This is a genomic window from Empedobacter sp. UBA5528, from assembly GCF_002426075.1.
Lineage (GTDB): Bacteria > Bacteroidota > Bacteroidia > Flavobacteriales > Weeksellaceae > Empedobacter > Empedobacter falsenii_B.
Genome location: NZ_DINY01000033.1, coordinates 1 through 24,447 on the forward strand (window position 1 = coordinate 1; position 24,447 = coordinate 24,447).

General features: G+C 32.8%; 27 protein-coding genes. 5 read left to right on the forward strand and 22 right to left on the reverse strand.

What is annotated here, in order from left to right; translation table 11 throughout:
• Positions 1–39: 39 nt before the first annotated feature.
• The 3 genes from B4L98_RS07460 to B4L98_RS07470 all read right to left on the reverse strand — a co-directional run bounded on the left by B4L98_RS07460 (position 40) and on the right by B4L98_RS07470 (position 1,858).
• Positions 40–756: a GLPGLI family protein gene (locus tag B4L98_RS07460; RefSeq protein WP_115002331.1), complete on the reverse strand. Its 717-nt coding sequence runs from the start codon at positions 754–756 to the stop codon at positions 40–42.
• 50 nt (positions 757–806) lie between these two features.
• Positions 807–1,565 carry a GLPGLI family protein gene (locus B4L98_RS07465; RefSeq protein ID WP_115002330.1) on the reverse strand — a complete coding sequence of 253 codons (759 nt, stop codon included), beginning with the start codon at positions 1,563–1,565 and terminating at the stop codon, positions 807–809.
• A 74-nt stretch (positions 1,566–1,639) separates the two neighbouring features.
• Positions 1,640–1,858, reverse strand: a complete 219-nt coding sequence (locus B4L98_RS07470) for a hypothetical protein (RefSeq protein WP_115002328.1) — start codon at positions 1,856–1,858, stop codon at positions 1,640–1,642.
• Between the two features lie 387 nt (positions 1,859–2,245).
• Here B4L98_RS07470 and B4L98_RS07475 point away from each other — a divergent pair, with 387 nt between their 5' ends.
• Genes B4L98_RS07475 through B4L98_RS07495 form a run of 5 tightly spaced genes read left to right on the forward strand, consistent with a single transcriptional unit; the run spans position 2,246 to position 5,236 of the window.
• Positions 2,246–3,619 carry a hydroxymethylglutaryl-CoA reductase, degradative gene (locus tag B4L98_RS07475; protein WP_280049876.1) on the forward strand — a complete coding sequence of 458 codons (1,374 nt, stop codon included), beginning with the start codon at positions 2,246–2,248 and terminating at the stop codon, positions 3,617–3,619.
• Positions 3,620–3,663: 44 nt separating this feature from the next.
• Positions 3,664–4,026, forward strand: a complete 363-nt coding sequence (locus tag B4L98_RS07480; RefSeq protein ID WP_291077924.1) for a hypothetical protein — start codon at positions 3,664–3,666, stop codon at positions 4,024–4,026.
• A gap of 11 nt (positions 4,027–4,037) precedes the next feature.
• Positions 4,038–4,469, forward strand: a complete 432-nt coding sequence (locus B4L98_RS07485; protein WP_291077925.1) for a pyrimidine dimer DNA glycosylase/endonuclease V — start codon at positions 4,038–4,040, stop codon at positions 4,467–4,469.
• Positions 4,451–4,948 carry a YkgJ family cysteine cluster protein gene (locus B4L98_RS07490; RefSeq protein WP_171623750.1) on the forward strand — a complete coding sequence of 166 codons (498 nt, stop codon included), beginning with the start codon at positions 4,451–4,453 and terminating at the stop codon, positions 4,946–4,948. Before B4L98_RS07485 ends, B4L98_RS07490 begins: the two co-directional genes overlap by 19 nt.
• Positions 4,949–5,236, forward strand: coding sequence for a hypothetical protein (locus tag B4L98_RS07495; RefSeq protein ID WP_125348911.1), 288 nt, complete (start codon positions 4,949–4,951; stop codon positions 5,234–5,236).
• Positions 5,237–5,270: 34 nt separating this feature from the next.
• Here the strand turns inward: B4L98_RS07495 and B4L98_RS07500 are convergent, their stop codons facing one another.
• The 19 genes from B4L98_RS07500 to B4L98_RS07590 all read right to left on the reverse strand — a co-directional run bounded on the left by B4L98_RS07500 (position 5,271) and on the right by B4L98_RS07590 (position 24,445).
• Positions 5,271–5,720, reverse strand: coding sequence for a hypothetical protein (locus tag B4L98_RS07500; RefSeq protein ID WP_147280029.1), 450 nt, complete (start codon positions 5,718–5,720; stop codon positions 5,271–5,273).
• Between the two features lie 154 nt (positions 5,721–5,874).
• Positions 5,875–6,915, reverse strand: a complete 1,041-nt coding sequence (locus B4L98_RS07505) for a PorT family protein (protein WP_286494968.1) — start codon at positions 6,913–6,915, stop codon at positions 5,875–5,877.
• Between the two features lie 29 nt (positions 6,916–6,944).
• The gene (locus tag B4L98_RS07510) at positions 6,945–7,607 is read right to left on the reverse strand and encodes a hypothetical protein (RefSeq protein WP_219034523.1); all 663 of its coding nucleotides are present in this window, start codon (positions 7,605–7,607) and stop codon (positions 6,945–6,947) included.
• Positions 7,591–8,166 (reverse strand): RNA polymerase sigma factor, encoded by a 576-nt coding sequence (locus tag B4L98_RS07515; RefSeq protein WP_219034522.1) that lies wholly within the window; start codon positions 8,164–8,166, stop codon positions 7,591–7,593. Before B4L98_RS07515 ends, B4L98_RS07510 begins: the two co-directional genes overlap by 17 nt.
• A 145-nt stretch (positions 8,167–8,311) precedes the next feature.
• Positions 8,312–9,085: a type III pantothenate kinase gene (locus B4L98_RS07520; protein WP_257468124.1), complete on the reverse strand. Its 774-nt coding sequence runs from the start codon at positions 9,083–9,085 to the stop codon at positions 8,312–8,314.
• Positions 9,085–10,938 (reverse strand): M1 family metallopeptidase, encoded by a 1,854-nt coding sequence (locus B4L98_RS07525; protein ID WP_219034521.1) that lies wholly within the window; start codon positions 10,936–10,938, stop codon positions 9,085–9,087. Before B4L98_RS07525 ends, B4L98_RS07520 begins: the two co-directional genes overlap by 1 nt.
• A 549-nt stretch (positions 10,939–11,487) precedes the next feature.
• Positions 11,488–12,135: a DUF6266 family protein gene (locus B4L98_RS07530; protein WP_219034520.1), complete on the reverse strand. Its 648-nt coding sequence runs from the start codon at positions 12,133–12,135 to the stop codon at positions 11,488–11,490.
• A 441-nt stretch (positions 12,136–12,576) separates the two neighbouring features.
• Positions 12,577–12,786, reverse strand: a complete 210-nt coding sequence (locus tag B4L98_RS07535; protein ID WP_219034519.1) for a helix-turn-helix domain-containing protein — start codon at positions 12,784–12,786, stop codon at positions 12,577–12,579.
• Between the two features lie 273 nt (positions 12,787–13,059).
• Positions 13,060–14,448: an NADH-quinone oxidoreductase subunit N gene (locus B4L98_RS07540; RefSeq protein WP_286494973.1), complete on the reverse strand. Its 1,389-nt coding sequence runs from the start codon at positions 14,446–14,448 to the stop codon at positions 13,060–13,062.
• 20 nt (positions 14,449–14,468) lie between these two features.
• Positions 14,469–15,887, reverse strand: a complete 1,419-nt coding sequence (locus B4L98_RS07545; protein ID WP_291077926.1) for a complex I subunit 4 family protein — start codon at positions 15,885–15,887, stop codon at positions 14,469–14,471.
• 7 nt (positions 15,888–15,894) lie between these two features.
• A complete protein-coding gene (gene nuoL / locus B4L98_RS07550) occupies positions 15,895–17,787 on the reverse strand; it encodes an NADH-quinone oxidoreductase subunit L (protein ID WP_125348901.1) in 1,893 nt (630 codons plus the stop codon).
• A 2-nt stretch (positions 17,788–17,789) separates the two neighbouring features.
• On the reverse strand, positions 17,790–18,116 hold the full coding sequence (gene nuoK, locus B4L98_RS07555) for an NADH-quinone oxidoreductase subunit NuoK (protein WP_125348900.1): 327 nt from the start codon (positions 18,114–18,116) through the stop codon (positions 17,790–17,792).
• Positions 18,117–18,132: 16 nt separating this feature from the next.
• Positions 18,133–18,651 (reverse strand): NADH-quinone oxidoreductase subunit J, encoded by a 519-nt coding sequence (locus B4L98_RS07560; RefSeq protein WP_125348899.1) that lies wholly within the window; start codon positions 18,649–18,651, stop codon positions 18,133–18,135.
• A complete protein-coding gene (gene nuoI / locus B4L98_RS07565) occupies positions 18,651–19,151 on the reverse strand; it encodes an NADH-quinone oxidoreductase subunit NuoI (protein ID WP_038333352.1) in 501 nt (166 codons plus the stop codon). The genes B4L98_RS07560 and nuoI overlap by 1 nt, the downstream gene beginning before the upstream one ends.
• A 22-nt stretch (positions 19,152–19,173) precedes the next feature.
• Positions 19,174–20,223, reverse strand: a complete 1,050-nt coding sequence (gene nuoH, locus B4L98_RS07570) for an NADH-quinone oxidoreductase subunit NuoH (RefSeq protein ID WP_019974862.1) — start codon at positions 20,221–20,223, stop codon at positions 19,174–19,176.
• Between the two features lie 25 nt (positions 20,224–20,248).
• Entirely contained in the window at positions 20,249–21,331 is a 1,083-nt protein-coding gene (locus B4L98_RS07575) for a 2Fe-2S iron-sulfur cluster-binding protein (RefSeq protein ID WP_038333449.1), read from the reverse strand.
• Positions 21,332–21,338: 7 nt separating this feature from the next.
• The gene (gene nuoF, locus B4L98_RS07580) at positions 21,339–22,697 is read right to left on the reverse strand and encodes an NADH-quinone oxidoreductase subunit NuoF (RefSeq protein ID WP_221854711.1); all 1,359 of its coding nucleotides are present in this window, start codon (positions 22,695–22,697) and stop codon (positions 21,339–21,341) included.
• The gene (nuoE, locus tag B4L98_RS07585; RefSeq protein ID WP_115002287.1) at positions 22,697–23,188 is read right to left on the reverse strand and encodes a complex I 24 kDa subunit family protein; all 492 of its coding nucleotides are present in this window, start codon (positions 23,186–23,188) and stop codon (positions 22,697–22,699) included. The genes nuoF and nuoE overlap by 1 nt, the downstream gene beginning before the upstream one ends.
• A 15-nt stretch (positions 23,189–23,203) precedes the next feature.
• Positions 23,204–24,445 carry an NADH-quinone oxidoreductase subunit D gene (locus tag B4L98_RS07590; protein ID WP_038333370.1) on the reverse strand — a complete coding sequence of 414 codons (1,242 nt, stop codon included), beginning with the start codon at positions 24,443–24,445 and terminating at the stop codon, positions 23,204–23,206.
• Positions 24,446–24,447 lie beyond the last annotated feature (2 nt).

A 24,447-nucleotide genomic window follows, 5' to 3' on the forward strand; every position in this document is an offset into this window, starting at 1 on the left:
CACAAAATTTTGGACAGTGTCTTTTTATATGTTTTTTAATTATTGTTTAAATAATTCATTAAATTTTCTCTCCTCCTCTTTCATCATTTCATCAAATTCTACTTGAGTTATCGATTTACCTTTTGTTGGTTTATTTATTTTTAATTTATCACTCACTTCAACTTTTGTTGCTAAATAAATTTGTTTGTTTACGGAATTTTCTTCTTTATTCGTCAAAATTAATTTTAGAATAATTCCTGGTAATCCTTCATAATTAGAAGGTCCATTTTTTATTTTAATTGTTGACGCATACCAAGCTTCAACAAATGAATTTTCAGAAACTTGTAAAGTTGCTTTTTTAACATCGAACCCTAAAATTTTATCTTTATCTTTTGCTAATATCCAATTTTTGGTTGTTATAGAATCGGTTATTAACATTTTTTTTCCGTTATAGTTCACTTCAGAAAGAGTTGATTTGTCAACTAAATTTTTATAATAAATTCCTCCTGGTCCACTTATAAAGGAAATTGAGACTCCTGATCTACCCTGAGAGTTATCAATTCTATCTATTCTTTGGAAAAGCGATTCTTTATCAGAACTTAAAAACTCAAAATACAATCTATTTTCGTTACTGTTTTTTAATCGTTCTTTGACAACAGCATCTTTTGCATTTTCAATATCAAATTCATTTCGAAATTCGTATTCTATTTGTATTTTTTCTTGACAAAATGTATTTACAAAACACAATAACATTACAAATGAAAGTATATTTTTCATATAGATTCTTATTTTTTTCTAATTTCTGTGGCTTTGGATAGTTAATTGAATCATAAATTATTTTCCCATTCAAATAATAATTCTATATCTATTCTTTCTCCTTTTGGGAATATAAAATTACTGTCTATTTTTCTTAATTTTTCTTTAACTCTTTCTGGCGTTTCAAATTTTAATTGTGGATATTCTTTGATGCTTTTTACAGCATACGTTTTATTTTCTAAAGGATTTTTTATTGTACTTACTTCTATCTTTTTCACGTCCTTTAATTGCCAAGAATATCTCCCGCTGTCTTCATTAACACTTACTATTGCGCCAGGAAGTCCATGCAATTTCCATGGTCCAACATTTACAGGAATATCTAATGTGTACCAAGCTGTATAGTTTCGCCCTCTGAAAGTAGCAGTCGCTTTTTTAAGATTATAATCATTTTCTACTTTTGTTTCATTTGATAATTCCCATTTGATAGTTGGTATTTTTTCTGTAAAATTCATCATTTCAATATCAATCTGTTCTTGAATGACCATTTCTAATTTTTTGAAATTACTATAAATTAATTCATTATCAATCACCTTTTCATCTATAACTAATGAAGTGCTGTTTTTTTCACTCTTTGCTTTTTCTTTTAGTTTTATTACCGTATATAAACTTACCTTATTAGGAACGTCATATACTAATGTTGTGTTATATGTATTTGTTCTATTCAATATTGAAACATGATTATTGAACTGATAATCAAGCTTATAGATTTGCGCATAAATAGAATTAGCAATACAAAATAAAACTATTAATAATAGTGGCTTTAATTTCATTTATTATTTATTTTATAATAGCCTGATTAATTATAATCAGGCTATATTAATGTAGTTGATATTAGTTAATTCAATTATGAATGATCTGCAATATATTGCTCTAAATACTTATCAGCTTGATAATTACAATTTAACTCTGAAGTAGCATAAACTATTGTATAAGCAAGTAATTTACCATTACCATCACGAATTGTTATTTCACAATTATTAACATCTTCAGAAGTATTATAATTTATAACTGATGATAATTCTTTAACTTCATTTGTAATTTTTGTTTCTGTTTCGTTTGCCATAGCAAAAGTTCCGATAAGTGCAAAAGCACTTGCTAATAAGATTTTTCCATTTTTTTTAGTTTAAATATTGTTGTTAATATTTCTAAATTAATATTTTTTTTAAAAAACAAAAAATTTTAAATACTTAATTTAAGAAATATTTAAAAATGAAGTTTTTTACATTAGAGTTGAAATATCTATAACACCTTTTATGTTAAGTAAAAGGTGTTTTTTATATTTTAGAATATCAATTTTGAAGTGGATATTTTCTTCAAAAAGTTATAGTACAATAACTAATTCTATATTTATTGTGTTTAACCAAATCCTCTACTCTACTAAATCGTTAAAAATTAATCAAAAAACAGAAGAAATATCTTATAACATTCAAAACGTTTGTACTTTTGTCTTATAAAAAAAATATCCAATATGAAGCATCAAGCAGTAGAAGGTTTTTCGAAATTATCGAAAGAAGGAAAAATTGAATGGGTTGTCAATGAATATTTGAATGGCGATGAAAAAGCAATTCAAATCATGAAACAATATTGGAATGATGATGCAGATTTACAAAAACTGCACGACGAGTTTTCAGAAAATACAGTTTCTAATTTCTATATGCCGTTTGGTTTAGCACCAAACTTTTTAATCAACGACGAATTATATGCCATTCCAATGGCTGTTGAAGAGTCGTCTGTTGTTGCTGCGGCTTCTAAAGCGGCGAAATTTTGGCAAACACGTGGTGGTTTCAAAACAACAATTTTATCCACAACAAAATTGGGTCACGTTCATTTTATGTACGAAGGTGACAAAGAAAAGTTGCAAAATGCATTTGAAACAACGATTAAAAATCAATTAATCGAAACGACAAATGATATCACAAAAAACATGCGTGCGCGTGGTGGTGGTATTTTAGCTTTGGAATTAATTGATAAAACTGCTGATTTAGAAAACTATTATCAAATAAAAGCGTCTTTCGAAACAATGGATTCGATGGGTGCAAACTTTATCAATTCTTGTTTAGAGCAATTTGCCAAAACATTACGCAACGAGATAGAAGCTGATTCTACTTTTACAGATGATGAAAAAGATTCTGTTCAAATCGTGATGTGTATTTTATCGAATTATACACCAGATTGTATTGTTCGTGCAGAGGTTTCTTGTCCTGTTGAGCAATTAGCAGAAGGAAATGTAACGTCAGAAGAGTTTGTAGAAAAGTTTTCGCGCGCTGTTCGCATTGCAGAAATAGAACCATATCGTGCAACAACACACAACAAAGGAATTATGAACGGAATTGATGCAGTTGTGATTGCAACAGGTAACGATTTCCGTGCTGTAGAAGCTTGTGCGCATACATATGCGGCGAAAGATGGACAGTATTCTTCATTAACGCATTGCGAAGTGAAAGATGGAATTTTCCGTTTTTGGATTGATTTACCAACTGCGCTTGGTACAATTGGTGGATTGACAGCTTTGCATCCGTTAGTAAAATTAGCAATGGGAATTCTTGGGAAACCGAATGCTAAAGAATTGATGGGATTTGTTGCTGTTGCTGGTTTAGCGCAAAACTTTGGTGCATTACGTTCTTTGGTTACAACTGGAATTCAGAAAGGTCACATGAAAATGCACTTAATGAATATCTTGAATCAGTTAGAAGCAACTGAAGAAGAAAAGAAATATTTTGTCAATTATTTTAAAGATAAAACGGTTTCTCATCACAATGTTATCGAAGAGTTTTGCAGATTACGTGGTGTAAAAAATGTAGAAGAGATCAAAAAAGAGAAATAAAAATGAACTTTTTAAAATCAAACTTATTCATAATAGTATTTGTAATGATAAATTATTGTCAAGCACAAATAGCAAAAACTTGTGATAATTTTAAGAATATAATTGTAATTGATAAAATTTCAGATAATCAATATTCTAAAATAGTATTTGATAAGAAATATCACACAGAATTTACATCAGAAAATAAATCTGAATATATTAAATCTAAGATTGATTACAATAAAGTAAATCCGTGTGTTATTACTTTAGAAATTATTGAAGTTACAGATAAAAATTTTCCTTTTCCAATAGGAGAAAAAATGATTTTAGAATTAACGAATTTCGAAAATGATAATATTTCTTACGTTGCAAAAGTTAGAGATATTGAGCATCATGGAGTTTATAAAGTGTTATCTAAATTAGATTAAATATTTTATTCATGCGAATTTGGTCTGTTCATCCGAAATATCTCGATGCAAAAGGAATTGTAGCACTTTGGCGCGAAACGCTTTTGGCAAAAAATGTTTTGGAAGGCAATACAAAAGGTTATAAAAATCATCCGCAATTAACTCGTTTCAAGGCAATTGAAAAACCGCTTGAAGCGATTAATCAATATTTAGCAGAAGTTTGGGACGAAGCCACAAGACGAGGATATAATTTTGACCGAAATAAAATTGATTTTGATTTTACAAAGTTTAAAATTGAGGTTACAACAGGTCAAATGCAATATGAATTCAACCATTTATTAAAGAAGTTAGAACAAAGAGATCCTGAGCGATTCAAACAATTTGAAAACCTTAAAATGGTTGATTGCGCGGAGATTTTTGAAGTAAAAGAAGGAGAGATAGAAAAATGGGAGATCATTTCTTAGAAGAATATTTTGCGAAAGCAAAAGAAAAACAACGCGAACACAAAAAGTTTTTGGAGAAGTTGAAGAAGAAACCGCCTAAAAACTTGGATCAGAAAATGGAAGAAATTCACGAAGATGTTTTCAATCGTATTGATTGTCTTTCTTGCGCGAATTGTTGCAAAACAACTGGTCCACTTTTTACACAAAAAGATATTGAGCGTTTAGCGCATGTTTTTCGAATCAAACCAAGTCAATTTATTGATAAATATTTACGAATTGATGAAGATAACGACTACGTTTTGCAGCAAGTTCCTTGTCCGTTTTTGGATAGTGAAAATTATTGTTTGGTTTACGAAGATCGCCCGAAAGCTTGCCGTGAATATCCACATACAGATCGCAAAAAGTTTTATCAAATAAATCATTTAACGATAAAAAACACATTGATTTGTCCTGCGACTTACGAAGTTGTAGAACAAATGCAGAAAGAAATAAAAGTATAAATGGAAACACCTCTAAAAATAATCGCATTTATTATGTTGATATTTCCGACAATTTATCAAGGAATTGCTGGATTTAGAACCAAAGATGCTACTGTTGTAAAAAAAATTGCTTGGCGCGCCGTTTTGATGCAAATCATGGGAACGCTTTTGGCTTATTTTATCTTCATAAAAATTGGTCAAGACAAACAAGTTGCCATTTATGTTGGCTTTATGTTTTTTACGTCGCTTGCAATTTTAGTGCTGATTCAAAACATTTTGATTTACTTAAAAAATAATAGTAATAATTAAAACGTCGTCTATGAGCGACGTTTTTTTAATATCATTAAGCTAATAAATTAACGTATTGTTCTGCTTTTTCGGTTAGTTTAGTTTTTACTTGATCATAATTTGAATCAAAAAAACTTCGTAATCTGAACTTTGATTTTTTGGTTTGAATAGTTAGAATTTGATTGCGATTCAAGCGAAAAATGTCTTCTTCTTCGTACAAATAATAAATTGCTCGATATGGAATTTCATCTTTTTTGAAAATTGTTCTGATTTCGAACGTTTCTTCTTTTAACGTAAATAAGGTCAAATTAAACGTTAAATCGTATAAAATAGACATCGATGCAAGTAAAGAAATCATGAAAACGCCAATGCGTAAAAAAGGTTCGTCTATCCAAAAATTTCCTCCAAACCAAAAAGCTTTGACAAACGTGAAGTTAACCATCATTAATAATAGAAAAATGATGACGAGAAGAAGTGTTTGCCAACTAAGTTTAGATTTTACCATCTCTCATTGGATTTGTACTAATTTACAATTTTTTTGAACAGGTTTAGAAAATTTTTCTACAAATAAAAAACCTCAGATAAATCTGAGGTTCATTATATTAAAAAAAATGTTATGTTATAAAATTTCAATACTAAAACTATGATTGAGATAATTGTTATAATCCAAGATTTATGCCAAACTGAATCATTTTACGATTATCGAATGTATTATCTTTAAAATAATTATTAAAATCCTTTCTCACAAAGACATCAATCAATCCTAAACCAATTGTTACTTCGGCTCCGTAGATAAAATTATTCACATTATAATTTCCACGATTTTTGCTGCGAACACCATCTCCTTTGTAAATATTATTCGATGATAACAACGTTCCTCCATACATATATGCTGCGATATAGTGTTTTCCTTGCGGACGATATGCAAAATCTTCGGTAATATTTTTGACTTTCGAAAAATTGTATTTAAATCCAACTGGAACCATAAAATAAGCCGAGCGCAACTTCGATTTGTCTAACGATTTGTCATGTTTTATTAAACCAACATCTCCATTTTCATCACGATTAAAACGCATATCATCGTCAATTCTGTAAGTTCTCCAAGAGAATAATGCTCCTGCTAAAAAGTTAACTGGACTCGTTAAGGATAATTGTCTTTCATACATTAAACCTACTGTTAAATTGCTCGAAAACTTCTCGTGTTTGTTCAATTCTTCGTCTTTTTTTCCTGTAAACGCCATGTATCCAAAAGAAGCATAACCGTTAATTTGATTCGCAATTCGGTAACGTTTCGTCACATCTTGTTTCGTTTTTGGCGTAATTGGATCTTCGCCATTCATAATCGAAAATGCAACTTGTTGTTTGATGATATCATCTAAGTTAAAATTCACTTCCTGAATACGATCATTTATCGTTCCCGAATACACATTTGCAATCGCTTCTTTCTTCGCTGTAGCCTCAGAAGCATTCAGTTTTCCTTCTGCTAATTCTTTGTCAACTGCCGCAATTTTCTTTTCCATTGCAGATTTTTCTTCCTGCACAATTTGACGAATCACTAACGTAAATTCGCTAATGCGATCTTTTACAATTGGACTGATTTTTTCGTCATTTTTATCATTCAAATCAAATGTAAATTTTTGAGCATATAGTGATGTAGCTGATAAGCATAATAATCCTGCTACGATAAGTTTTTTTATCATAATCTTGCTAATTTATGGATATTAATGTTTTATTTGAAGCCGATAGAAACCACGCGCGATTGGTTTGACTCCTTTAGATTTTCTTTATTTTCGATCGAATACAACAACATATTTGGATCTACAAAATTCTTCTTCTTTTTGTTCACTTTTACAGAATCTAATGTTGTGTTAGCTGCAATATTTTTCTTTGGTTGAGCTTCTGATTTTAACTCTTCTTTCTTCTCTGCAATAGCTTCTTTCTTCGTTGGAAAAGCCATTTCAACTTGTTGAGATTCTTCGTTTATCGCCACTTGAACTTTACCATGTTGAATTGGTTTCTTCTCTTCTTGAGGCTGAATTTCAACTTCTTTTTTAGAAGAATCAATCTTTTCATTATTCGCTAAAATCGATTCTGAAGAATGAACTGTATTAGAATCTGATTGAATTTGTTGCGGATTATTTTGTTCCTGATGATTTACCAATTCTTTTGGTTCATCATTTTTAGATTGATTCGTAAATAAATAAACAGACGTAGTAACTGTAAATAACGCCACAACCGCAGCAGATAACCACCATTTGTAGTTTGATTTTTGTGGTGATGGAGCGACATCCATACGAGCCTGAATTCTGTCCCACGCATCGTGCGAAGGTTTTAGCTCACGATTTTCTAAATCGTTTTTTATATAGTTTGATATTTTATCGTTGTTTTTCATTTGTCATTTTCTTTTTACTTAGAACAATTTCTTTCAGTTTTGCCTTTGCTCGAAACAATTGCGTTTTGCTGGTCGATACCGAAATATTGAGCATTTCTGCAATTTCTTGATGCGAATAATCTTCGAGAATATGAAGATTAAACACCAGTCTATAAGGTTCTGAAAGTTGATCTAACACGTCTTGCACATTAAAATTTAACCATGTTTCTTCTACTTCTTCATCTGCTTCATCATAATTAGAAACTCTTACATCATCAACATAAATCAATGTTTTATTTGCACGTAAAAAAGTTAAACATTCGTTGACCATAATTCGACGCATCCAACCTTCGAAACTTCCTTTATTTTGAAATTTCTCGATATGATTAAAGACTTTACAAAAACCGTTAATCATACAATCTTCTGCATAATGCATGTCTTCGATGTAACTTCTACAAACGCTCAGCATCTTTTTGGAGTTTTGTTCGTAGAGTTCTTTTTGCGCCAAAGCATCGTTCTTTTTTAGTCGATCGACTAAAATTTCTTCTTTACTTTTTCGATTTAGTACAAATAATTTCACGTGTGTTAATTGCTTTCTTACTTAATAGACTCAAGGTTTGTAAAAAGGTTACAGAAAATTAGACATTTTTTTGAAATGATTTGATATAAAATGAAAAAAGCTCGCAATGAGCGAGCTTTTTAATTGTTTTTATCTAAAAATAGATTTATTTCTGAAATGAATCTTTATTCAATTCGTATAATATTTTAAGACCTTTTATTGTGTGTAGACGATCATCGATATCAATTTTATCTGTCAATGATTTGTAAACACCGCCAACTCCTCCTGTTGAAATTACATAAGATTGTTCTCCTTCTTCGGCATTGATACGATCGATCATTCCTTCGACCATACTTAAAAACCCATAAACCATTCCTGATTGCATGCAAGATTCTGTATCTGATCCTAAAACAGTTTTTGGTGCTTTTAGTTCGACTGTTGGTAATTGAGCTGTTTCTCCTACTAAAGAATTTAAGGCAGTAATAATTCCGGGAGCAATTACTACTCCACCGACATTTGCTGATTCGTCTATGCCTAAGAAAGTTAGTGCAGTTCCAAAATCAATGACAATTTTTTTGCCTTGATAATTTTGATAATGTGCAGCTACGGCATTCGCATATAAATCTGTTCCCATTTGGTTTGACTTATGCTTGATTGCTGATGGCGTATTACGATCTACAACCATTGGTTTGAACTTGTGAATCTTTTGTAATGCAATCTTAACGCTTGCTGTAAGTGGTGGTACAACCGAACCTATCACAATATCTGTAATATCATTTTTCGAAATTCCGAAAGGCTCGTACATGTTCGAGAATTTTGCAAAAAACTCGTATTCGGTACGGTAAGGTTTTGAATTGATTGTCCATGTAATAATCTCCGTTTCACTTTTGAAAACTGCGAAACGAAGATTAGTATTTCCAATATTTACTGCTAATAACATTATTTTGTAAATACGTTATTTTTATCGTTTACATCTGCCAAACGTTTTGTTGGATCGATGGTAACTTGTTTAACTTCTTTCGAAACTTTAACATCATAGGTAGGTTTTGTCCAGAACCAATCTTCTAAAATAATTCTTTTTGCACCTTGGTATTCTACTAAGTTTTCTGCTGGTTTTTCTCCACGCATTTCACGTAAAGGAATGTAGAATAATTCTTTTGAGCCATCTGTATATTCTACCAACAAATCGATAGGCATTGCAAAATCTGATTTGTTTGCAATTGTGATTGTGTTTCCGTTTACAGCTTCTACAGCGTAATCAATTTTGCGTGTTGTGTTCAAGAATAAATTGAAGTACCATTTAAGATTAATTCCAGAAACTTCTTCTGCTACACGTTTGAAATCATTCCCTGATGGATGTTTGAATTTCCATTGTTTATAGAATTCTAGGAATGTTTTGTTTAAATTATCATTTCCAATAATATATCCTAATTGAATTGCTAAAACTTGACCTTTGTAATATGCTTCTAAAGAGTATGCATAGTTTGTATTATAATAGTCTGCTAATAAACTTGCAGGTTCTTCTTTACCAGAAAGTGCTAAATTAATATATCCTTTGTAGGCATCTGGATTTGGATTAGAAGGCATTACTTTTAATTTATCTACAACATTAAGGTGCGCCATTTGCTCTACATATGATGTAAAACCTTCGTCGAACCATTCGTTGTATGTTTCATTGATACCAAATAATTGTTGGTACCAAGAGTGAGCTGCTTCGTGGAAAATAGTTCCGATTAAGCTATTTAAATTACTTCCTCCAGCAATTAAAGTTGCAGTACCATATTCCATACCACCGTCACCACCTTGAATGATTGAATATGTTTTCCAAGGATATTCGCCAAAGTGTTCAGAATTATAATCGAAGAAACCTAATGCGTAAGGCATTGCTTGTTTCCATGCAGAAGATTTATCATTGTCTTGGTAAACTAAATATACCTCAACACCATGCTTTGATTTTGCATGTTCTACAATAAATTCTTTGTCTGCAGCCCAAACAAAATCGTGAATATTTTCAGCTTTGAAATTCCAAGCTACTTTTCCATTCTTTGTTTTGATTGTTGGATTTTTTACATAACCTTTTACACTATTAGGGTCTTGTAATTCTCCTGAAGCTCCGATTACATAATCTTTATCGATGTTAATTGTGACATCAAAATTACCAAAAGGCGCAAAAAATTCGCGACCAATGTATTCATCTAAATGCCATCCTTCTGGATCGAATTCTGCCATTTTAGGATACCATTGTGCCATAGAAAATTCTACACCATCTTTCGAATTACGTCCAGAACGACGAATTTGTTCGGGAACTTGTGCATTCCAAACCATATCGAAAGTAGAAGTTTGTCCTTCTGCAATTGGTTTTGCTAATGTAACTTCTAAGATTGTTCCGTCTACTTTATATGAAACGGCTTTACCATCTTGTTTAAGAGATGTTACTTTTTGATAACCAATTTGATCTGGTTTTAATTCAGAAATACGGCTAACATATTTAGGATTTTCTTTTGTTCCGATATTTGTTGCCATTCTTTTATCAGGATCTGAAATGTTTTGTAAACGATTATCCATCATACTTCCTGGTTGAAAAGCATTAAAATATAAATGAAAATAAACTTTATTCAGGCTTTGACCTGAATTGTTGGTGTATTTCAATTGCATTTTTCCATCGTATTGATATGATTTTTCTTTCATATCAACATCTATTTTATAATCTACCTTTTGTTGCCAATATCCTTTACGTTGTGCAAAAGCTAATTGAACCAAACATAAGCAGATTAGTAAAGTGAATTTTCTCATTTCTAACTAATCATTAAACTTTAACTTCAAAAATACAAAAAAGATTGAGATTAAGGTGAAGGTTGGGGGTTGGTTGTTTTTATTTAGTTAACAACCTTCTGTTACTTTTTTTATTCATTGAATATCTATTTTAATTAATTGGTATTCATATGCCCTTCGGGGAACAGTCAAAAAAAGTAACCAAAAAAGACTTGGCTGTAAATCGATTGGACTAAAAATGGTTTTCGCTTCGCTAAAGATTTTAAAAACTCTACGAGCTAAAATCTTTTTAACGCTGCTCTTCAATCATTTTCTTAACGTCATCGATTTAATGCCAATTTTTTGATTTGGAATTTGATTAGAAAATAATGTGAAGCTGAAATGAATTTAGCTTGATAAGTTAGGGTTTACACTCTTCTATGCCCTCTCGAGAGGGATTTTTTTTTGTGTCTTTGGTGAAGTTTTTTCTTTTGATAAAAAAAGAAAAACCGTTTGTATCTTGGACATCAACTTATGTGATTTGTTATGATATAAACGGTTTTTTCTCTCTTTTCTGAATCATAGTCAATGTTAGTTTACTATGATTTTTCCTACGTAAACAGAATTAGATGCAAATAGGTTTTCTGGATTGACAAAGGCAATCCATATATGTAATTCTTTACCTTGATATCTTGGTAATAAACTTAGTTGATATGTTAAGTCTACACGGATTGCATTGGTTTGAAAAAACTGGGTTCCTACATTAAGGTCGTTGTCTTCTGCAAGTAATGCCACCATGTAATCTGTTTCGCCATTAGAGCCCATGGAGTTGTTTTCCCAATCGATCTGAATTGTTAACGGAGTTGGAGAACTGATGGCTAAGGGTTGTAGATCTATTCCTTTTCCTTTTGAAAATTGAATTTGATGATAATTAGGTAGTATTTGTAAATTATCCATATCACAGACTAATGCATTCATGACATTGCTCATTGCAGAATTGTATGTGGAACGTAATCCTACTTTTGTTCCGAAAAATGCTTTTGCATATTCTTTGTAACTCGCAAGAAATAAGACTGATTTGTTGAAACGTTCTTTGATTAATGCTTGTTTTGGAGTTGGTGCTTTTGATAATTTTTTAGGACGAATGCGTGATATTTCGTAACCGTTGACATTTGCGACTACTATTCGACCTGTACGACCGGATGTACCTGAAATGATACTGTCAATAACTTTACCCATACTTTTTGGTTTTAAATGTTTTACTTGATTTTTAATTTCTATGGTGAAGTTCGTAATGGATATCCGTATTAATTCAATTATTGCATACAAATGGAAACATTTGGAATGATTTGCAATGCTTTGGAATGAAATGTACTTATTTGTATTCGTCTGTATATTTCTGTGGTTGTGCTGTGGTTGTTCTGTTGATAAGTACCGCAGCGCTTCGGTGTTTGTTCGGTGTTTGTGTGGTTGTAGTGGTTTTGTTTTACATTTGATTTACACTCTCCTGACCTCTTTCAAACGGGGAAGTTTTTCTTTTTGGTTAAATCTTCTGTCTCTTTTTTTGTCTAAAAAAGGATTCAAAAAAAGAATTGGTTGTTAATTGTTATCTTTAATGATGATCTTATTGAGTATTATTAAATTTATTATAAATAAAAAGAGGCTTAAAAGCCTCTTGATTTATTTGAGTAATTGATTGATTATTGCTTGGTAAACTTCGTGTCTTAAGTAGACGTTTCGACCAAAATAATTGTAGGCTTTTAAAAGGTTTTTCTTTCTGTAATTGTATAATGTACTTTTGCAAATTTTTAGGTATTGCAATACATCCTCCTCTTCCATTAGGTACAAATCTAAAGAACTAATGTTTCCTTCTGCAAATGCTTGTTGCATTTTATTGATTTCTTCTGCTAATTGTTGAAACTAATTGACTGAGTTAAACGCTTGACTTTTCATCTGAAGAATCGTAAGATTTACTCTAAAGATAAATTGATTATCGAAATGATTTTATGGGTTTTAACTTTATTTATCAATAATGTGTTGTTGATAAGTTAGGGTTTACACTCTTTGCAAAATAATCCCATATAAAAAAAAGCTCGTGTCAAGTACTTGACACGAGCTTTTAAATAATAAATAATAAAAAACTATATAATAATCATTCTCCAATTACCACATTGGCGTTTGTAAAAATGACGATAATATTCCTGGAAAAATTCCCATCACAATTAAGATTACCATTCCGATAATTAAAAGGAAATTTGTTAACCCGTCTTGTGTTTTTAATTTGTTTTTCCCTTTTTTGAAATACATGTAGTTGATGATTTTGAAGTAATAATACATACTCAAAACTGCCATAACCAATGCAATTACAATCAAAAATAGGTTTTTATCGTTTGTTCCTCCAATACTCAACGCCATAAATTTCGCAAAGAAACCTCCTGTTAATGGAATACCTGCTAATGAAATTAATGAAATTGTCATCGCTGCTGCTAAAACTGGATTTGCTTTTCCTAAACCAATGAAACTCTCAAATTTTGGATTTTTGAATTGATCAATCGCATAGAAAATAATGAAGTTCGCAACTGAATAAGCAATCGTATAGAACATCAAAGCCTCTTTAGAAGCTGAATTGATATTGAACAAAACAAATAACATGAAACCTGCTTGCGCGATTGATGAATAAGCCATCAAACGTTTGACAGATTTTTGAGAAACTGCTCCGAAGTTTCCGATAAATAACGTCAAAATGATAATTGACGCGAATAATAAACGGTAATATTCGGCATATTCTACATTTGTTGGGAATGATTTTAGGACTAAAATAAATCCTAAAAATGATCCTCCTTTGATGATTGTCGACATAAACGATGTAAACACAGTTGGTGTTCCGTCGTAAACGTCTGGTGTCCATGCGTGGAACGGTGCTGCAGAAACTTTGAAACAAAATGCGAAGATGATTAAACACCATCCTGCGTAATAAATTGTTTCGAAATCTTTGTTATAGTTTACCAATTGATCAACCATAAAAGTTCCTGTTGCGCCGTACAAAAATGTTACACCTAACATCAAAATTCCTGTTGAGAAAGCTCCCATCAAGAAATATTTTACAGAAGCTTCTGTACTTCTAAGACTTTCTTTGTTTGTTCCTGCAATAATGTACATTGGAATTGACATTAATTCGATTCCTAAGAACATAATTACTAAGTTGTGGAATTGTGCTAAAACTGCGATTCCTGTAAAAGAGAAGAAAATTAAGGCATAATATTCTGCCACGTGTTTTCCTACTTTTCCAAACAAATCTTTGTTCAACAATAAGTAAAAAATTGCCAATCCTGCCAATGCGATAAAGAACGAAACGCCGTAAAGCGATTGTCCAATCATATTATCGAATTTTCCTGCGAACATTGAGCAACCTTTCAATTCGAAAATTCCTCCTACAATCATTCCGAAAAACAGAACAACAGAAAGTATATTTAAGGCACGATTATTTTTGATGTAGAATCCACTAAACATCAAAATAATACCTGAAAGTGCTGATAAAATAATCGTATTCATATCTATTTATTCAAAAATGATTAATGTGCTAATAAATTAAAAATTGGTGTTGGATAAACTCCTAAAATAATCACGATGATTGCGATTACAGAAATAACTGCAATTGGTCCAAAACCTCCTTTTTGAGCATCTTTTTGTTTGATGTTTTTCACTTCTCCAAACAATAATGCGCTTGATAATCTCAACGTATAAACGGCAGATAAAATAACACCTAAACAAGCTACTACACATAAAACTGGATTGTGTGTAAATAATGCAGAAAGCATCATAAACTCTCCGATGAATGAGCTTGTCAATGGTAATGCTACGTTTGCTAAACCGAATATCATGAATAAGATAGATAATGTTGGATCAACTTTTGCTAAACCACCAATCGATTTGATGTCTGTCAAATCATATTTTCTTTCCATAATATCTACACATAACCATAATCCTAAAACAACTAAACCATGTGAAAACATTTGGAAATAAGCTCCTGCTACACCATTTGCTAATTCAGAAAATAATGACACAAAAATTAAAGCTAAGTGAGCAATCGAGCTATATGCAATAATTTTCTTCACATTTTTTGCACTCAAAGCTATTAACGAGGCATAAACTAATCCGAAAATTGCTAAATAAGTAATGTATTTGAACAATTCTGAAATCGTTGGAAACATTCCCAAATACCAAGTAACCACTGCAAATAATCCCATTTTCGCCATCAAAGCTGAAAGTACAACTGTTAATGGAGTTGGTGATGTTTTATAGATTGTTGGTTGCCATGTATGAAATGGAAAGATTGGAATTTTAATCACAAAAGCGATTAAGAATAACAATGCCAACGCTGTGTTTGTTGAATAATGCGGTCCTGTAACTTGTACAACATCTGTTAATAAAAATGATGCTGGTTGTAAGAAAAATCCGATGTAAATAATTCCTCCTAACATAAACATCGATCCTAAAATCGTGTATAAGAAGAATGTCATATTTGCGCGAATTTTGTCTTTTCCAATTCCAAATAATCCGATTAAGAAATAAACCGGAATTAAGACAACTTCCCAGAAGAAATAGAATAAAATTAAATCTTCTGCTAAGAAAACTCCGTTTAATCCTGCTAAAGTGATTAACAATAATCCATAGAATGTATTGCTATATTTTTGTTTTGTTGTTGATAAATAAACAAAAAGAGCTAAGTAAGTAAGGTTAGTTAATAGAATCATTAATCCTCCCAAACCTTGAGCATTTAACGCGAAATAAGTTTTAACGCTGTTGAAATTGAACCATTGTGTTTGAAACGTTAACTCGTTGTTTCCACCTTTGCAAGTGATAAACAAGTACAACGCCAACAACGCTCCACCAAAGAATGCTCCTAACCATCTTTGTGGTTTTTGACCTTGCATTAATAGCATAAAAACTCCTACTATTAATGGTAAAATGATAAATAAAGATAAAAGCATTACTAACCTATTTTGAAATTAAATACCCCATAAAAAAGATTGCGATACCTGCCACGATTCCTACAACCATTAGCATAATATAGAATCCTACATTTCCGTTTTGTAGCTGACGTACATTTTTTGATGCGCGACCAGAAACAGTTCCAACTCCTAAAACAAAAGCTGCAATTCCTGCTTTTTCTACATATTTTTTCAAGACATCACCCAACTCGAACAATGGTTTTACAATTGCATTGTCATATAACTCGTCGATGTACCATTTGTCTTCAAAGAATTTTGCAATTCCTGTTGCTTCACCATCTACATGGTTTGTGTATTTCTTGATTGCATAATAAATTGCACCAAGTACACAAAGTAATAAAGCTCCCATCATCATCCATTCTGTTGCATGAGAAACATGATGAGCTTCTCCGATTGATACAACTCCACTTAAGAAAGTTTGAAGTTTATGTCCGTCTTGCATAAACAACGCTGGAATTCCGATATAACCTGCAAAAACAGAAAGAACTGCTAAGATGATTAATGGAATTGTCATTGCAGCTGGACTTTCATGCGGATGAGCTTCTTTATCTCTTAAATCTCCTAAGAAAGTCATTGCATATAAACGGAACATATAGAATGCTGTCATCACAGAAACGATAAATCCGATTCCGTAAACAACTGGATTAGAAACAAACATTCCTAATAACATTTCGTCTTTCGAGAAGAAACCTGATAAACCTGGAATACCAGCGATTGCCAAACATCCAATCAAGAAAGTGATATGTGTAATTTTCATGTATTTGCTCAAACCTCCCATTTTGCGCATATCTTGCTCGTGGTGCATTCCGTGAATTACAGAACCTGCCCCTAAGAATAATAATGCTTTGAAAAATGCATGCGTCATTACGTGGAAAACTGCTGCGATATACGCTCCAGATCCAATTGCTGCGAACATTAATCCTAATTGAGAAACTGTAGAATAAGCCAATACTTTTTTGATATCGTTTTGACGCATTGCAATCGTTGCAGTAACAAAAGCTGTTGCAATTCCTACGTACTGAATAACTTGTAATGTGATTGGTGCTGCCGAAAATAATTCGTTACAACGTGTAATCATAAAGATACCTGCTGTTACCATTGTTGCAGCGTGAATAAGTGCTGAAACTGGCGTTGGTCCTGCCATCGCGTCTGGTAACCATGTGAATAATGGTAATTGAGCCGATTTACCTGTTGCTGCTAAAAATAACAATAATGTAATTCCTGTCAATACAAAACCTGTAAATGCAGATGGATCAATTGCTAATTGGCTGAATACTTTTACATATTCTAACGTTCCAAATTCTTTGAAAATCCAAAACATCGCCAATAAGAATCCAACATCTCCGATACGGTTCATGATGAAAGCTTTCTTTGCTGCTTTGATATATTCTGGATTTGTAAACCAAAAACCAATTAATAAGAATGAACAAAGTCCAACCCCTTCCCATCCAATAAACATCATCACAAAGTTGTTTCCCATTACAAGAATCAACATGAAGAAGATGAATAAATTTAGGTAAGAAAAGAATTTTGCAAATCCTTTGTCTTCGCTCATGTAAGCCGAGCTGTACACGTGAATTAAAAATCCAACTCCTGTAATAATTAACAAAAACAAACTCGTTAATGCATCAATTTGAAATGCAAACGGAACTTGTAAAGTTGGAATATTGATAATATCAAATGCCTTAAAAATTAATGGTTGTGCATCTGCTCCTGATGGAACTGACATAAAAACCATGATTGATAAAATGAAACTTGCCAAAACTGCTCCACTTCCGATGAAAGTAACTAAGCTTTTTGAAAGTACATTTCGTCCTAAACCGTTAATCAAAAATCCTATGAATGGAATCAAAGGAATTAACCATATATACTGCTCCATTCTTAACCTTTTAAACGATTTAACACATTAATATCTACCGAGTATACTTTTCGGAACAATAAAATTATTACTGATAATCCTACAGCAACCTCAGCTGCGGCTACAACCATAATAAAGAATACTAAAAGTTGTGCATCTGTTCCTTTTTCTAATACTGAATTTGCGTGATAGTGCATTTTTGAGAACGCTACTAACAACAAATTCACAGAATTTAACATCAATTCTATACACATAAAAATGACAATTGCGTTACGACGTAGCATAACACCTGCCATTCCTATTCCGAATAGGATTAATGATAAAGTAATATAATAACTGATTGGTAACATCTTTTACTTTTTATATTTAATCCAATAATTCTTCGTCCTTTTTCGATAACATCACCGCTCCAATCATTGCAGAAATAAACAAAATACTGCTCAACTCGAATGGTAAAACATATTCTGAATATAACAATGATCCTAAGTTGTGAATCAATCCTAAATCACCTGTTCCCATTTCTACAGCTGTGTTTGCAGAAGCTTGATTTTGTGAGAAAATACCAATTGTCAAGGCAACAAATAACAAAGAGATTAAACTCGCTGCTACTATTTTTGCTGGTCGACCAAATGATTTCTTTTCACTATTCAAGTTCATCAACATCACCACGAATAAGAACAATACCATAATTGCTCCGGCATAGACAATGACATTTACAATTGCCAAAAACTGTGCGTTTAGCAATACATAATGTCCGCTGATGCAGAAGAATGTTACGATTAAATATAAAATGGAATGTACAGGATTTTTACTGAACACCATTAGTAGCGCACTTAACACCGTTAAGCTCGACAAAACATAGAATAAAATGATAGGTAATTCCATTAATTTGTAGCTTTTTTCGGGATTAATAAATCTTCTTTCGAATAGATAAAGTTTTGACGTTTGAAACTTGCTGGTGGAACTGTTTGCGATAAATAAACAGCATCTTTTGGACAAGCTTCTTCACAGAATCCACAGAAAATACAACGTAACATGTTAATTTCATATTTCGCTGCATACTTTTCTTCACGGTAAAGGTTTTCTTCACCAGGAAGTCTTTCTGCCGCTTCCATTGTAATCGCTTCTGCTGGACAAGCCAAAGCACAAAGTCCACAAGCCGTACAATTTTCGCGATCTTCTTCGTCTCTATTCAAAACGTGTAATCCTCTAAATACAGGACTAAACGGTCTTTGTTTTTCTGGATAACTAATTGTTGCTTTCTTCGAAAAGAAGTGCTTCAATGTAATCATCAACCCTTTTGCGATAGAAATCAAATAGATACTTTCCCAAAAAGTAAGGGGTTTACGTTCTACTTGTTTTACTCTATTTGTAATTGGTTTCATACTTTTAATGATTTTGATGATTCTACTTGTTTAATAATAAAATCACTAAGCCTGTAATTAACATATTGATTAATGCTAAAGGCAATAATTTTTTCCAACCTAAATCCATTAATTGGTCATATCTGAAACGAGGAATTGTCCAACGCACCCACATATAGAAGAAGATGAAGAAACAAGCTTTACCGAATAATGAAAGGAAATTAAGAATTGCCGTTCCATTCACTCCGATAGAGTTTACTAATGTTGCATCGTCTACAAATGGGATATCGTATCCACCAAAATAGATGGTAGAAATTACCACAGAACTGATAAACATGTTGATGTATTCTGCAAATAAGAAGAATCCCATCTTCATCGAAGAATATTCTGAGTGATAACCTCCAATTAATTCATTTTCTGCTTCTGGTAAATCGAACGGAGTACGGTTAGTTTCTGCAAACGAACACACCAAGAAAATGATAAATCCTAATGGTTGTAATAAGATAAACCATGCATGTTCTTGTTGATAATGTACAATATCACTCAATTTTAGAGAACCTGTCATCATCAAAATTGTGATTAACACAATTCCCATTGGTAATTCGTACGAAATAATCTGCGAAGCTGCACGCAAACCTCCCATTAAAGAGTATTTGTTGTTCGATGCCCAAGCACCAATCATAATTCCATAAACACCTAAACTTAACACACCTAAAATGTATAAAAACCCGATGTTAACATCTGCAATTTGAGGAACAACTACACGATCTCCAATCTCGAAAGCTGTCGACCATGGAATAACTGCACCTGTCATACAAGCTACAATCATTGCCAAAGATGGACCTAAGATGAATAAAAATTTATTCGAATCTTTTGGTGTAATTTCCTCTTTTGAGAATAATTTTAAACCATCGGCAAGTGGTTGTAATAAACCAAAAATACCTGCACGGTTTGGTCCGATACGATCTTGTAAGAATGCTGCAACTTTACGCTCAGCCCAAGTAGAGTACATGGCAACAACTAATGCAAAACCAATCATTACGCCTACTAAAGCTAACTTTTCTAATGCATCAGCAATAAATTCTTCTGTCATTTTTGTTAATTTTATTTACGAATGATTAATCTTTAAAATCTTTACTTGTTGCTGGTCCATCAATTTTAGATAAATCACGATTTGGTTCATTTACTTCTGAAACCGAGTGAATATCTAATAAAATCTTTGGATCGCGTTTGATTACTTTCGGAAGTGTTTCTTTTGGCTCCACTTTATTCTCAAAGTAATGACCTTGACGAACAACAGAATCTTTAGAAATTTCTGATGGTTTTTCTAACGTCCAATCGTTGATATCTTTTTTATCGAAACGACATGTGTTACAAATCCAATCTTTTACTTCGTTAAATTCATCTTTGCGAGCTGTTACACGGAAAACTTCATTCCCACGGAACCACACTTGTGCTTTACCAGAACAAGTCGGACAATCGCGATGCGCATCAACTGGTTTCAAGAACCAAACACGATTTTTGAAGCGGAACGTTTTATCTGTTAATGCTCCTACTGGACAAACATCAATAATATTTCCGATGAATTCGTTATCTAAACTTTTGTTGATATGCGTTGAAATTTCAGCGTGATCTCCACGATTCATTACGCCATGCTCACGACAACCTGTGATTTGATCCGCAGTTTTTACACAACGATAACACAAAATGCATCGGTTCATGTTCAACTGAATATTTGGACCTAAATCTTCTTTAGGGAATGTACGACGATCAAATTCGTAACGCGTCGCTTCTGCTCCGTGTTCGTAACTTAAATCTTGTAATTTACATTCTCCTGCCTGATCACATACTGGACAATCTAAAGGATGGTTGATTAATAATAATTCAACAATACCTTTACGTGCCTCAACTGTACGCTCAGACGTTTTATTGCCTACAACCATTCCATCCATAACTGTTGTACGACAAGACGGAACCAATTTTGGCATTGGGCGAGGATCTGCTTCACTACCTTTTGATACTTCTACCAAACATGTTCTACAGTTTCCTCCTGTATTTTCTAATTTACCGTAGTAACACATCGCTGGAGGTGCTACTTCTTTACCAATCATACGAGCGGCTTGAAGGATCGTTGTTCCCGCAGGTACTTCAATCGTTTCGTTATCGATAGTAACTTTAAATAATGGTGTTTCTTCTGCCATCTTCGTATTAATTTGCGGTTTCTTTAATTTCGATTGGATCAGCATAATGTGCTAAACCAAAATTACGCGTCAAACATTCTTCCGGATTATTAATATGCCATTCAAACTCATCACGGAAGTGACGAATTGCCGCTGCTACTGGCCAAGCCGCTGCATCTCCTAATGGACAAATTGTATTTCCTTCGATTTTACGTTGAACATCCCATAACAATTCGATGTCAGACATTTTTCCTTTTCCTTCATCGATTCGTTTCAAGATTTTTTCCATCCAACCTGTTCCTTCGCGACAAGGTGAACATTGTCCACATGATTCGTGACGATAAAAACGAGCTAATGTATACGTATGGTAAACAACATCTTGATCTTCATCTAAAACAATAAATCCTCCAGAACCCATCATTGTTCCTGTTTGGAAACCTCCTTCTGATAAACTTTCGTAATTCATGTAACGAGGTTTACCTTCGGCAGTTTTTAACAATAAGTTTGCTGGAACAATTGGCACAGAACTTCCTCCAGGAATACATGCTTTAAGACGTTTTCCGTTTGGAATACCTCCACAATATTCGTCTGAATAAATAAATTCTTCAACCGTAATTGTCATATCAATTTCATAAACGCCTGGTTTATTAATATTACCACAAGCTGAAATTAATTTTGTTCCTGTAGAACGTCCAACTCCAATTTTAGAATACGCTTCTCCTCCAATTTCAATAATTGGAACAATTGCAGCAATTGTTTCTACATTATTTACAACCGTTGGTCTTCCCCATAAACCTTTAACAGCTGGGAAAGGTGGTTTAAGACGTGGATTTCCACGTTTACCCTCTAACGATTCTAACAATGCCGTTTCCTCACCACAGATATAAGCTCCACCTCCACGTTGAACATAAATTTCGCAATCGAAACCTGTTCCTTGAATGTTTTTACCTAACCAACCAGCAGCTTTTGCTTCGTCGATTGCTTCTTCTAAAATTTCTGCAACCCACGCATATTCTCCACGGATATAAATAAATGATGTATTAGAACCTAAACAGAATGATGAAATCAGAACTCCTTCAATTAATAAATGAGGAATATATTCCATCAAGAAACGGTCTTTGAACGTTCCTGGTTCAGATTCGTCTGCATTTACCACTAAGTGTCTTGGAACACCTTCTGGCTTTGCCAAAAAGCTCCATTTCATTCCAGTTGGGAAACCTGCACCACCACGACCTCTTAAACCAGAAGTTTTTACTTCTTCTAAGATTTCATCAGTTGTCATTTTAAATGCTTTTTCAGCATTTGCATAACCACCGTTTTCGCGGTAAGCTTGATACTGACGAATTCCTGGAACATCAATATTTTTTAACAGTAATTTTTGTCCCATTATGCTAATTTTTTCAATTCCTCGATTAATTCGTCTACTTTCTCGATCGTTAAATTCTCACGATACGTTTTTCCTAACTGTAGCATTGGCGCGTAACCACATGCTCCTAAACATTCGGCTGGTTTTAATGTAAATAAACCATCTGCCGAAGTTCCACCAGCTTCAATATTTAATTTTGTTTTGATGTGTTCAATAATTTTGTCTGAACCTCTTAACATACAAGGTCCTGTTTGACAAACTTCTAACACAAATTTCCCTACAGGATTTAAGTTAAACATCGAATAAAATGAAGCTACTTCGTAAACTTCTACTGGTAAAATTTCTAATACTTCTGCAACATAATCTAAATGAGGAGTGTCTAACCAACCACCAAACTCAGCTTGTGCGACATGAAGTAAAGGAATCAATGCACTTTGTTTTTTATCCGATGGATAACGTGCAATGATTTTATCTACTTTTTGTTGTGTTTCTTCTGAAAATTGAATTGCCATTTTTAATAATTTTTATTAAGCATCTAATTCTCCAGCAATCAAATTCAAACTACTCATTGTGATAATGGCATCTGAAATCATTGATCCTTCAATCAATTCTGGATAAGCTTGATAATAAATGAAACAAGGTCTACGGAAATGTAAACGGTATGGCGAACGTCCACCATCAGAAACGAAATAATAACCCAACTCACCATTTGCAGCTTCGATTGAATTATAAATTTCTCCTTTTGGCATATCTACCTCTCCCATAATAATTTTGAAGTGATAGATTAACGCTTCCATTTTTGTGTAAACATCTTTCTTTAGTGGTAAATAAAAGTCTGGAGCATCAGCATGATATTGCGTTGCTTCTTCTCCTTCTAATGCATCAATTTTTGCAATTGCTTGTTTAATGATACTTAAACTTTGCCACATTTCTTGACCACGAACTAAGAATCTATCGTAACAATCTCCCGTTGTACCAACTGGAATATCGAATTCGAATTCTTCGTAACGAGAATATGGTTTCGCTACACGAACATCATAATCTACACCAGCCGCACGTAAATTTGGTCCTGTGAAACCATAATTTAATGCACGTTCAGCCGAAATTCCTCCTACTCCTTGCGTACGATCCATAAAAATACGGTTACGTAAAAATAAGTTTTCAAACTCTGTTAAGACATCTGGAAACTCTCTCACGAAACGATGGATTTTTGTCCAAGCAACTTCAGAAAAATCACGTTCGAAACCACCGATACGACCAATATTTGTTGTTAAACGAGAACCACAAATTTCTTCGTAAATCTCATAAATCAACTCGCGGTATTTCATCATATAAAGGAATCCTGTAAATGCTCCTGTATCAACACCCATAATCGAGTTACATACAATATGATCTGCCATACGAGCCAATTCCATAATGATAACACGCAAATAAGAAACACGTTTTGGAACTTCAATTCCAACGAATTTCTCAACTGTCATGTGCCAACCTAAGTTATTTAACGGCGCCGAACAATAGTTCAATCGGTCTGTTAAAGGTGTAATTTGGTACAAAGGTTTGCGTTCAGCAATTTTCTCAAAAGCACGGTGAATATACCCAACTGTAGGAACCGCAGATTTGATGATTTCACCATCAATCTCTAAAATATTTTGAAATACCCCATGTGTTGCAGGATGCGTAGGTCCTAAGTTTAAGGTAATTGTGCTTTTTTCTAACGAACCATCTGGAAGATCAAGATGCTTTAATTTTTTAGTTTTCTCTTTTCCCATGG

What these genes read in the sequence shown, in the direction of transcription:
- B4L98_RS07460 (WP_115002331.1), bottom strand. Translation starts at nt 756, where the DNA reads ATGAAAAATATACTTTCATTTGTAATGTTATTGTGTTTTGTAAATACA.
- B4L98_RS07465 (WP_115002330.1), bottom strand. Translation starts at nt 1,565, where the DNA reads ATGAAATTAAAGCCACTATTATTAATAGTTTTATTTTGTATTGCTAAT.
- B4L98_RS07470 (WP_115002328.1), bottom strand. Translation starts at nt 1,858, where the DNA reads ATGGCAAACGAAACAGAAACAAAAATTACAAATGAAGTTAAAGAATTA.
- B4L98_RS07480 (WP_291077924.1), top strand. Translation starts at nt 3,664, where the DNA reads ATGATAAATTATTGTCAAGCACAAATAGCAAAAACTTGTGATAATTTT.
- B4L98_RS07485 (WP_291077925.1), top strand. Translation starts at nt 4,038, where the DNA reads ATGCGAATTTGGTCTGTTCATCCGAAATATCTCGATGCAAAAGGAATT.
- B4L98_RS07490 (WP_171623750.1), top strand. Translation starts at nt 4,451, where the DNA reads ATGGGAGATCATTTCTTAGAAGAATATTTTGCGAAAGCAAAAGAAAAA.
- B4L98_RS07495 (WP_125348911.1), top strand. Translation starts at nt 4,949, where the DNA reads ATGGAAACACCTCTAAAAATAATCGCATTTATTATGTTGATATTTCCG.
- B4L98_RS07500 (WP_147280029.1), bottom strand. Translation starts at nt 5,720, where the DNA reads ATGGTAAAATCTAAACTTAGTTGGCAAACACTTCTTCTCGTCATCATT.
- B4L98_RS07505 (WP_286494968.1), bottom strand. Translation starts at nt 6,915, where the DNA reads ATGATAAAAAAACTTATCGTAGCAGGATTATTATGCTTATCAGCTACA.
- B4L98_RS07510 (WP_219034523.1), bottom strand. Translation starts at nt 7,607, where the DNA reads ATGAAAAACAACGATAAAATATCAAACTATATAAAAAACGATTTAGAA.
- B4L98_RS07520 (WP_257468124.1), bottom strand. Translation starts at nt 9,085, where the DNA reads ATGTTATTAGCAGTAAATATTGGAAATACTAATCTTCGTTTCGCAGTT.
- B4L98_RS07525 (WP_219034521.1), bottom strand. Translation starts at nt 10,938, where the DNA reads ATGAGAAAATTCACTTTACTAATCTGCTTATGTTTGGTTCAATTAGCT.
- B4L98_RS07530 (WP_219034520.1), bottom strand. Translation starts at nt 12,135, where the DNA reads ATGGGTAAAGTTATTGACAGTATCATTTCAGGTACATCCGGTCGTACA.
- B4L98_RS07535 (WP_219034519.1), bottom strand. Translation starts at nt 12,786, where the DNA reads ATGCAACAAGCATTTGCAGAAGGAAACATTAGTTCTTTAGATTTGTAC.
- B4L98_RS07540 (WP_286494973.1), bottom strand. Translation starts at nt 14,448, where the DNA reads ATGAATACGATTATTTTATCAGCACTTTCAGGTATTATTTTGATGTTT.
- B4L98_RS07545 (WP_291077926.1), bottom strand. Translation starts at nt 15,887, where the DNA reads ATGCTTTTATCTTTATTTATCATTTTACCATTAATAGTAGGAGTTTTT.
- nuoL (WP_125348901.1), bottom strand. Translation starts at nt 17,787, where the DNA reads ATGGAGCAGTATATATGGTTAATTCCTTTGATTCCATTCATAGGATTT.
- nuoK (WP_125348900.1), bottom strand. Translation starts at nt 18,116, where the DNA reads ATGTTACCAATCAGTTATTATATTACTTTATCATTAATCCTATTCGGA.
- B4L98_RS07560 (WP_125348899.1), bottom strand. Translation starts at nt 18,651, where the DNA reads ATGGAATTACCTATCATTTTATTCTATGTTTTGTCGAGCTTAACGGTG.
- nuoI (WP_038333352.1), bottom strand. Translation starts at nt 19,151, where the DNA reads ATGAAACCAATTACAAATAGAGTAAAACAAGTAGAACGTAAACCCCTT.
- nuoH (WP_019974862.1), bottom strand. Translation starts at nt 20,223, where the DNA reads ATGACAGAAGAATTTATTGCTGATGCATTAGAAAAGTTAGCTTTAGTA.
- B4L98_RS07575 (WP_038333449.1), bottom strand. Translation starts at nt 21,331, where the DNA reads ATGGCAGAAGAAACACCATTATTTAAAGTTACTATCGATAACGAAACG.
- nuoF (WP_221854711.1), bottom strand. Translation starts at nt 22,697, where the DNA reads ATGGGACAAAAATTACTGTTAAAAAATATTGATGTTCCAGGAATTCGT.
- nuoE (WP_115002287.1), bottom strand. Translation starts at nt 23,188, where the DNA reads ATGGCAATTCAATTTTCAGAAGAAACACAACAAAAAGTAGATAAAATC.
- B4L98_RS07590 (WP_038333370.1), bottom strand. Translation starts at nt 24,445, where the DNA reads ATGGGAAAAGAGAAAACTAAAAAATTAAAGCATCTTGATCTTCCAGAT.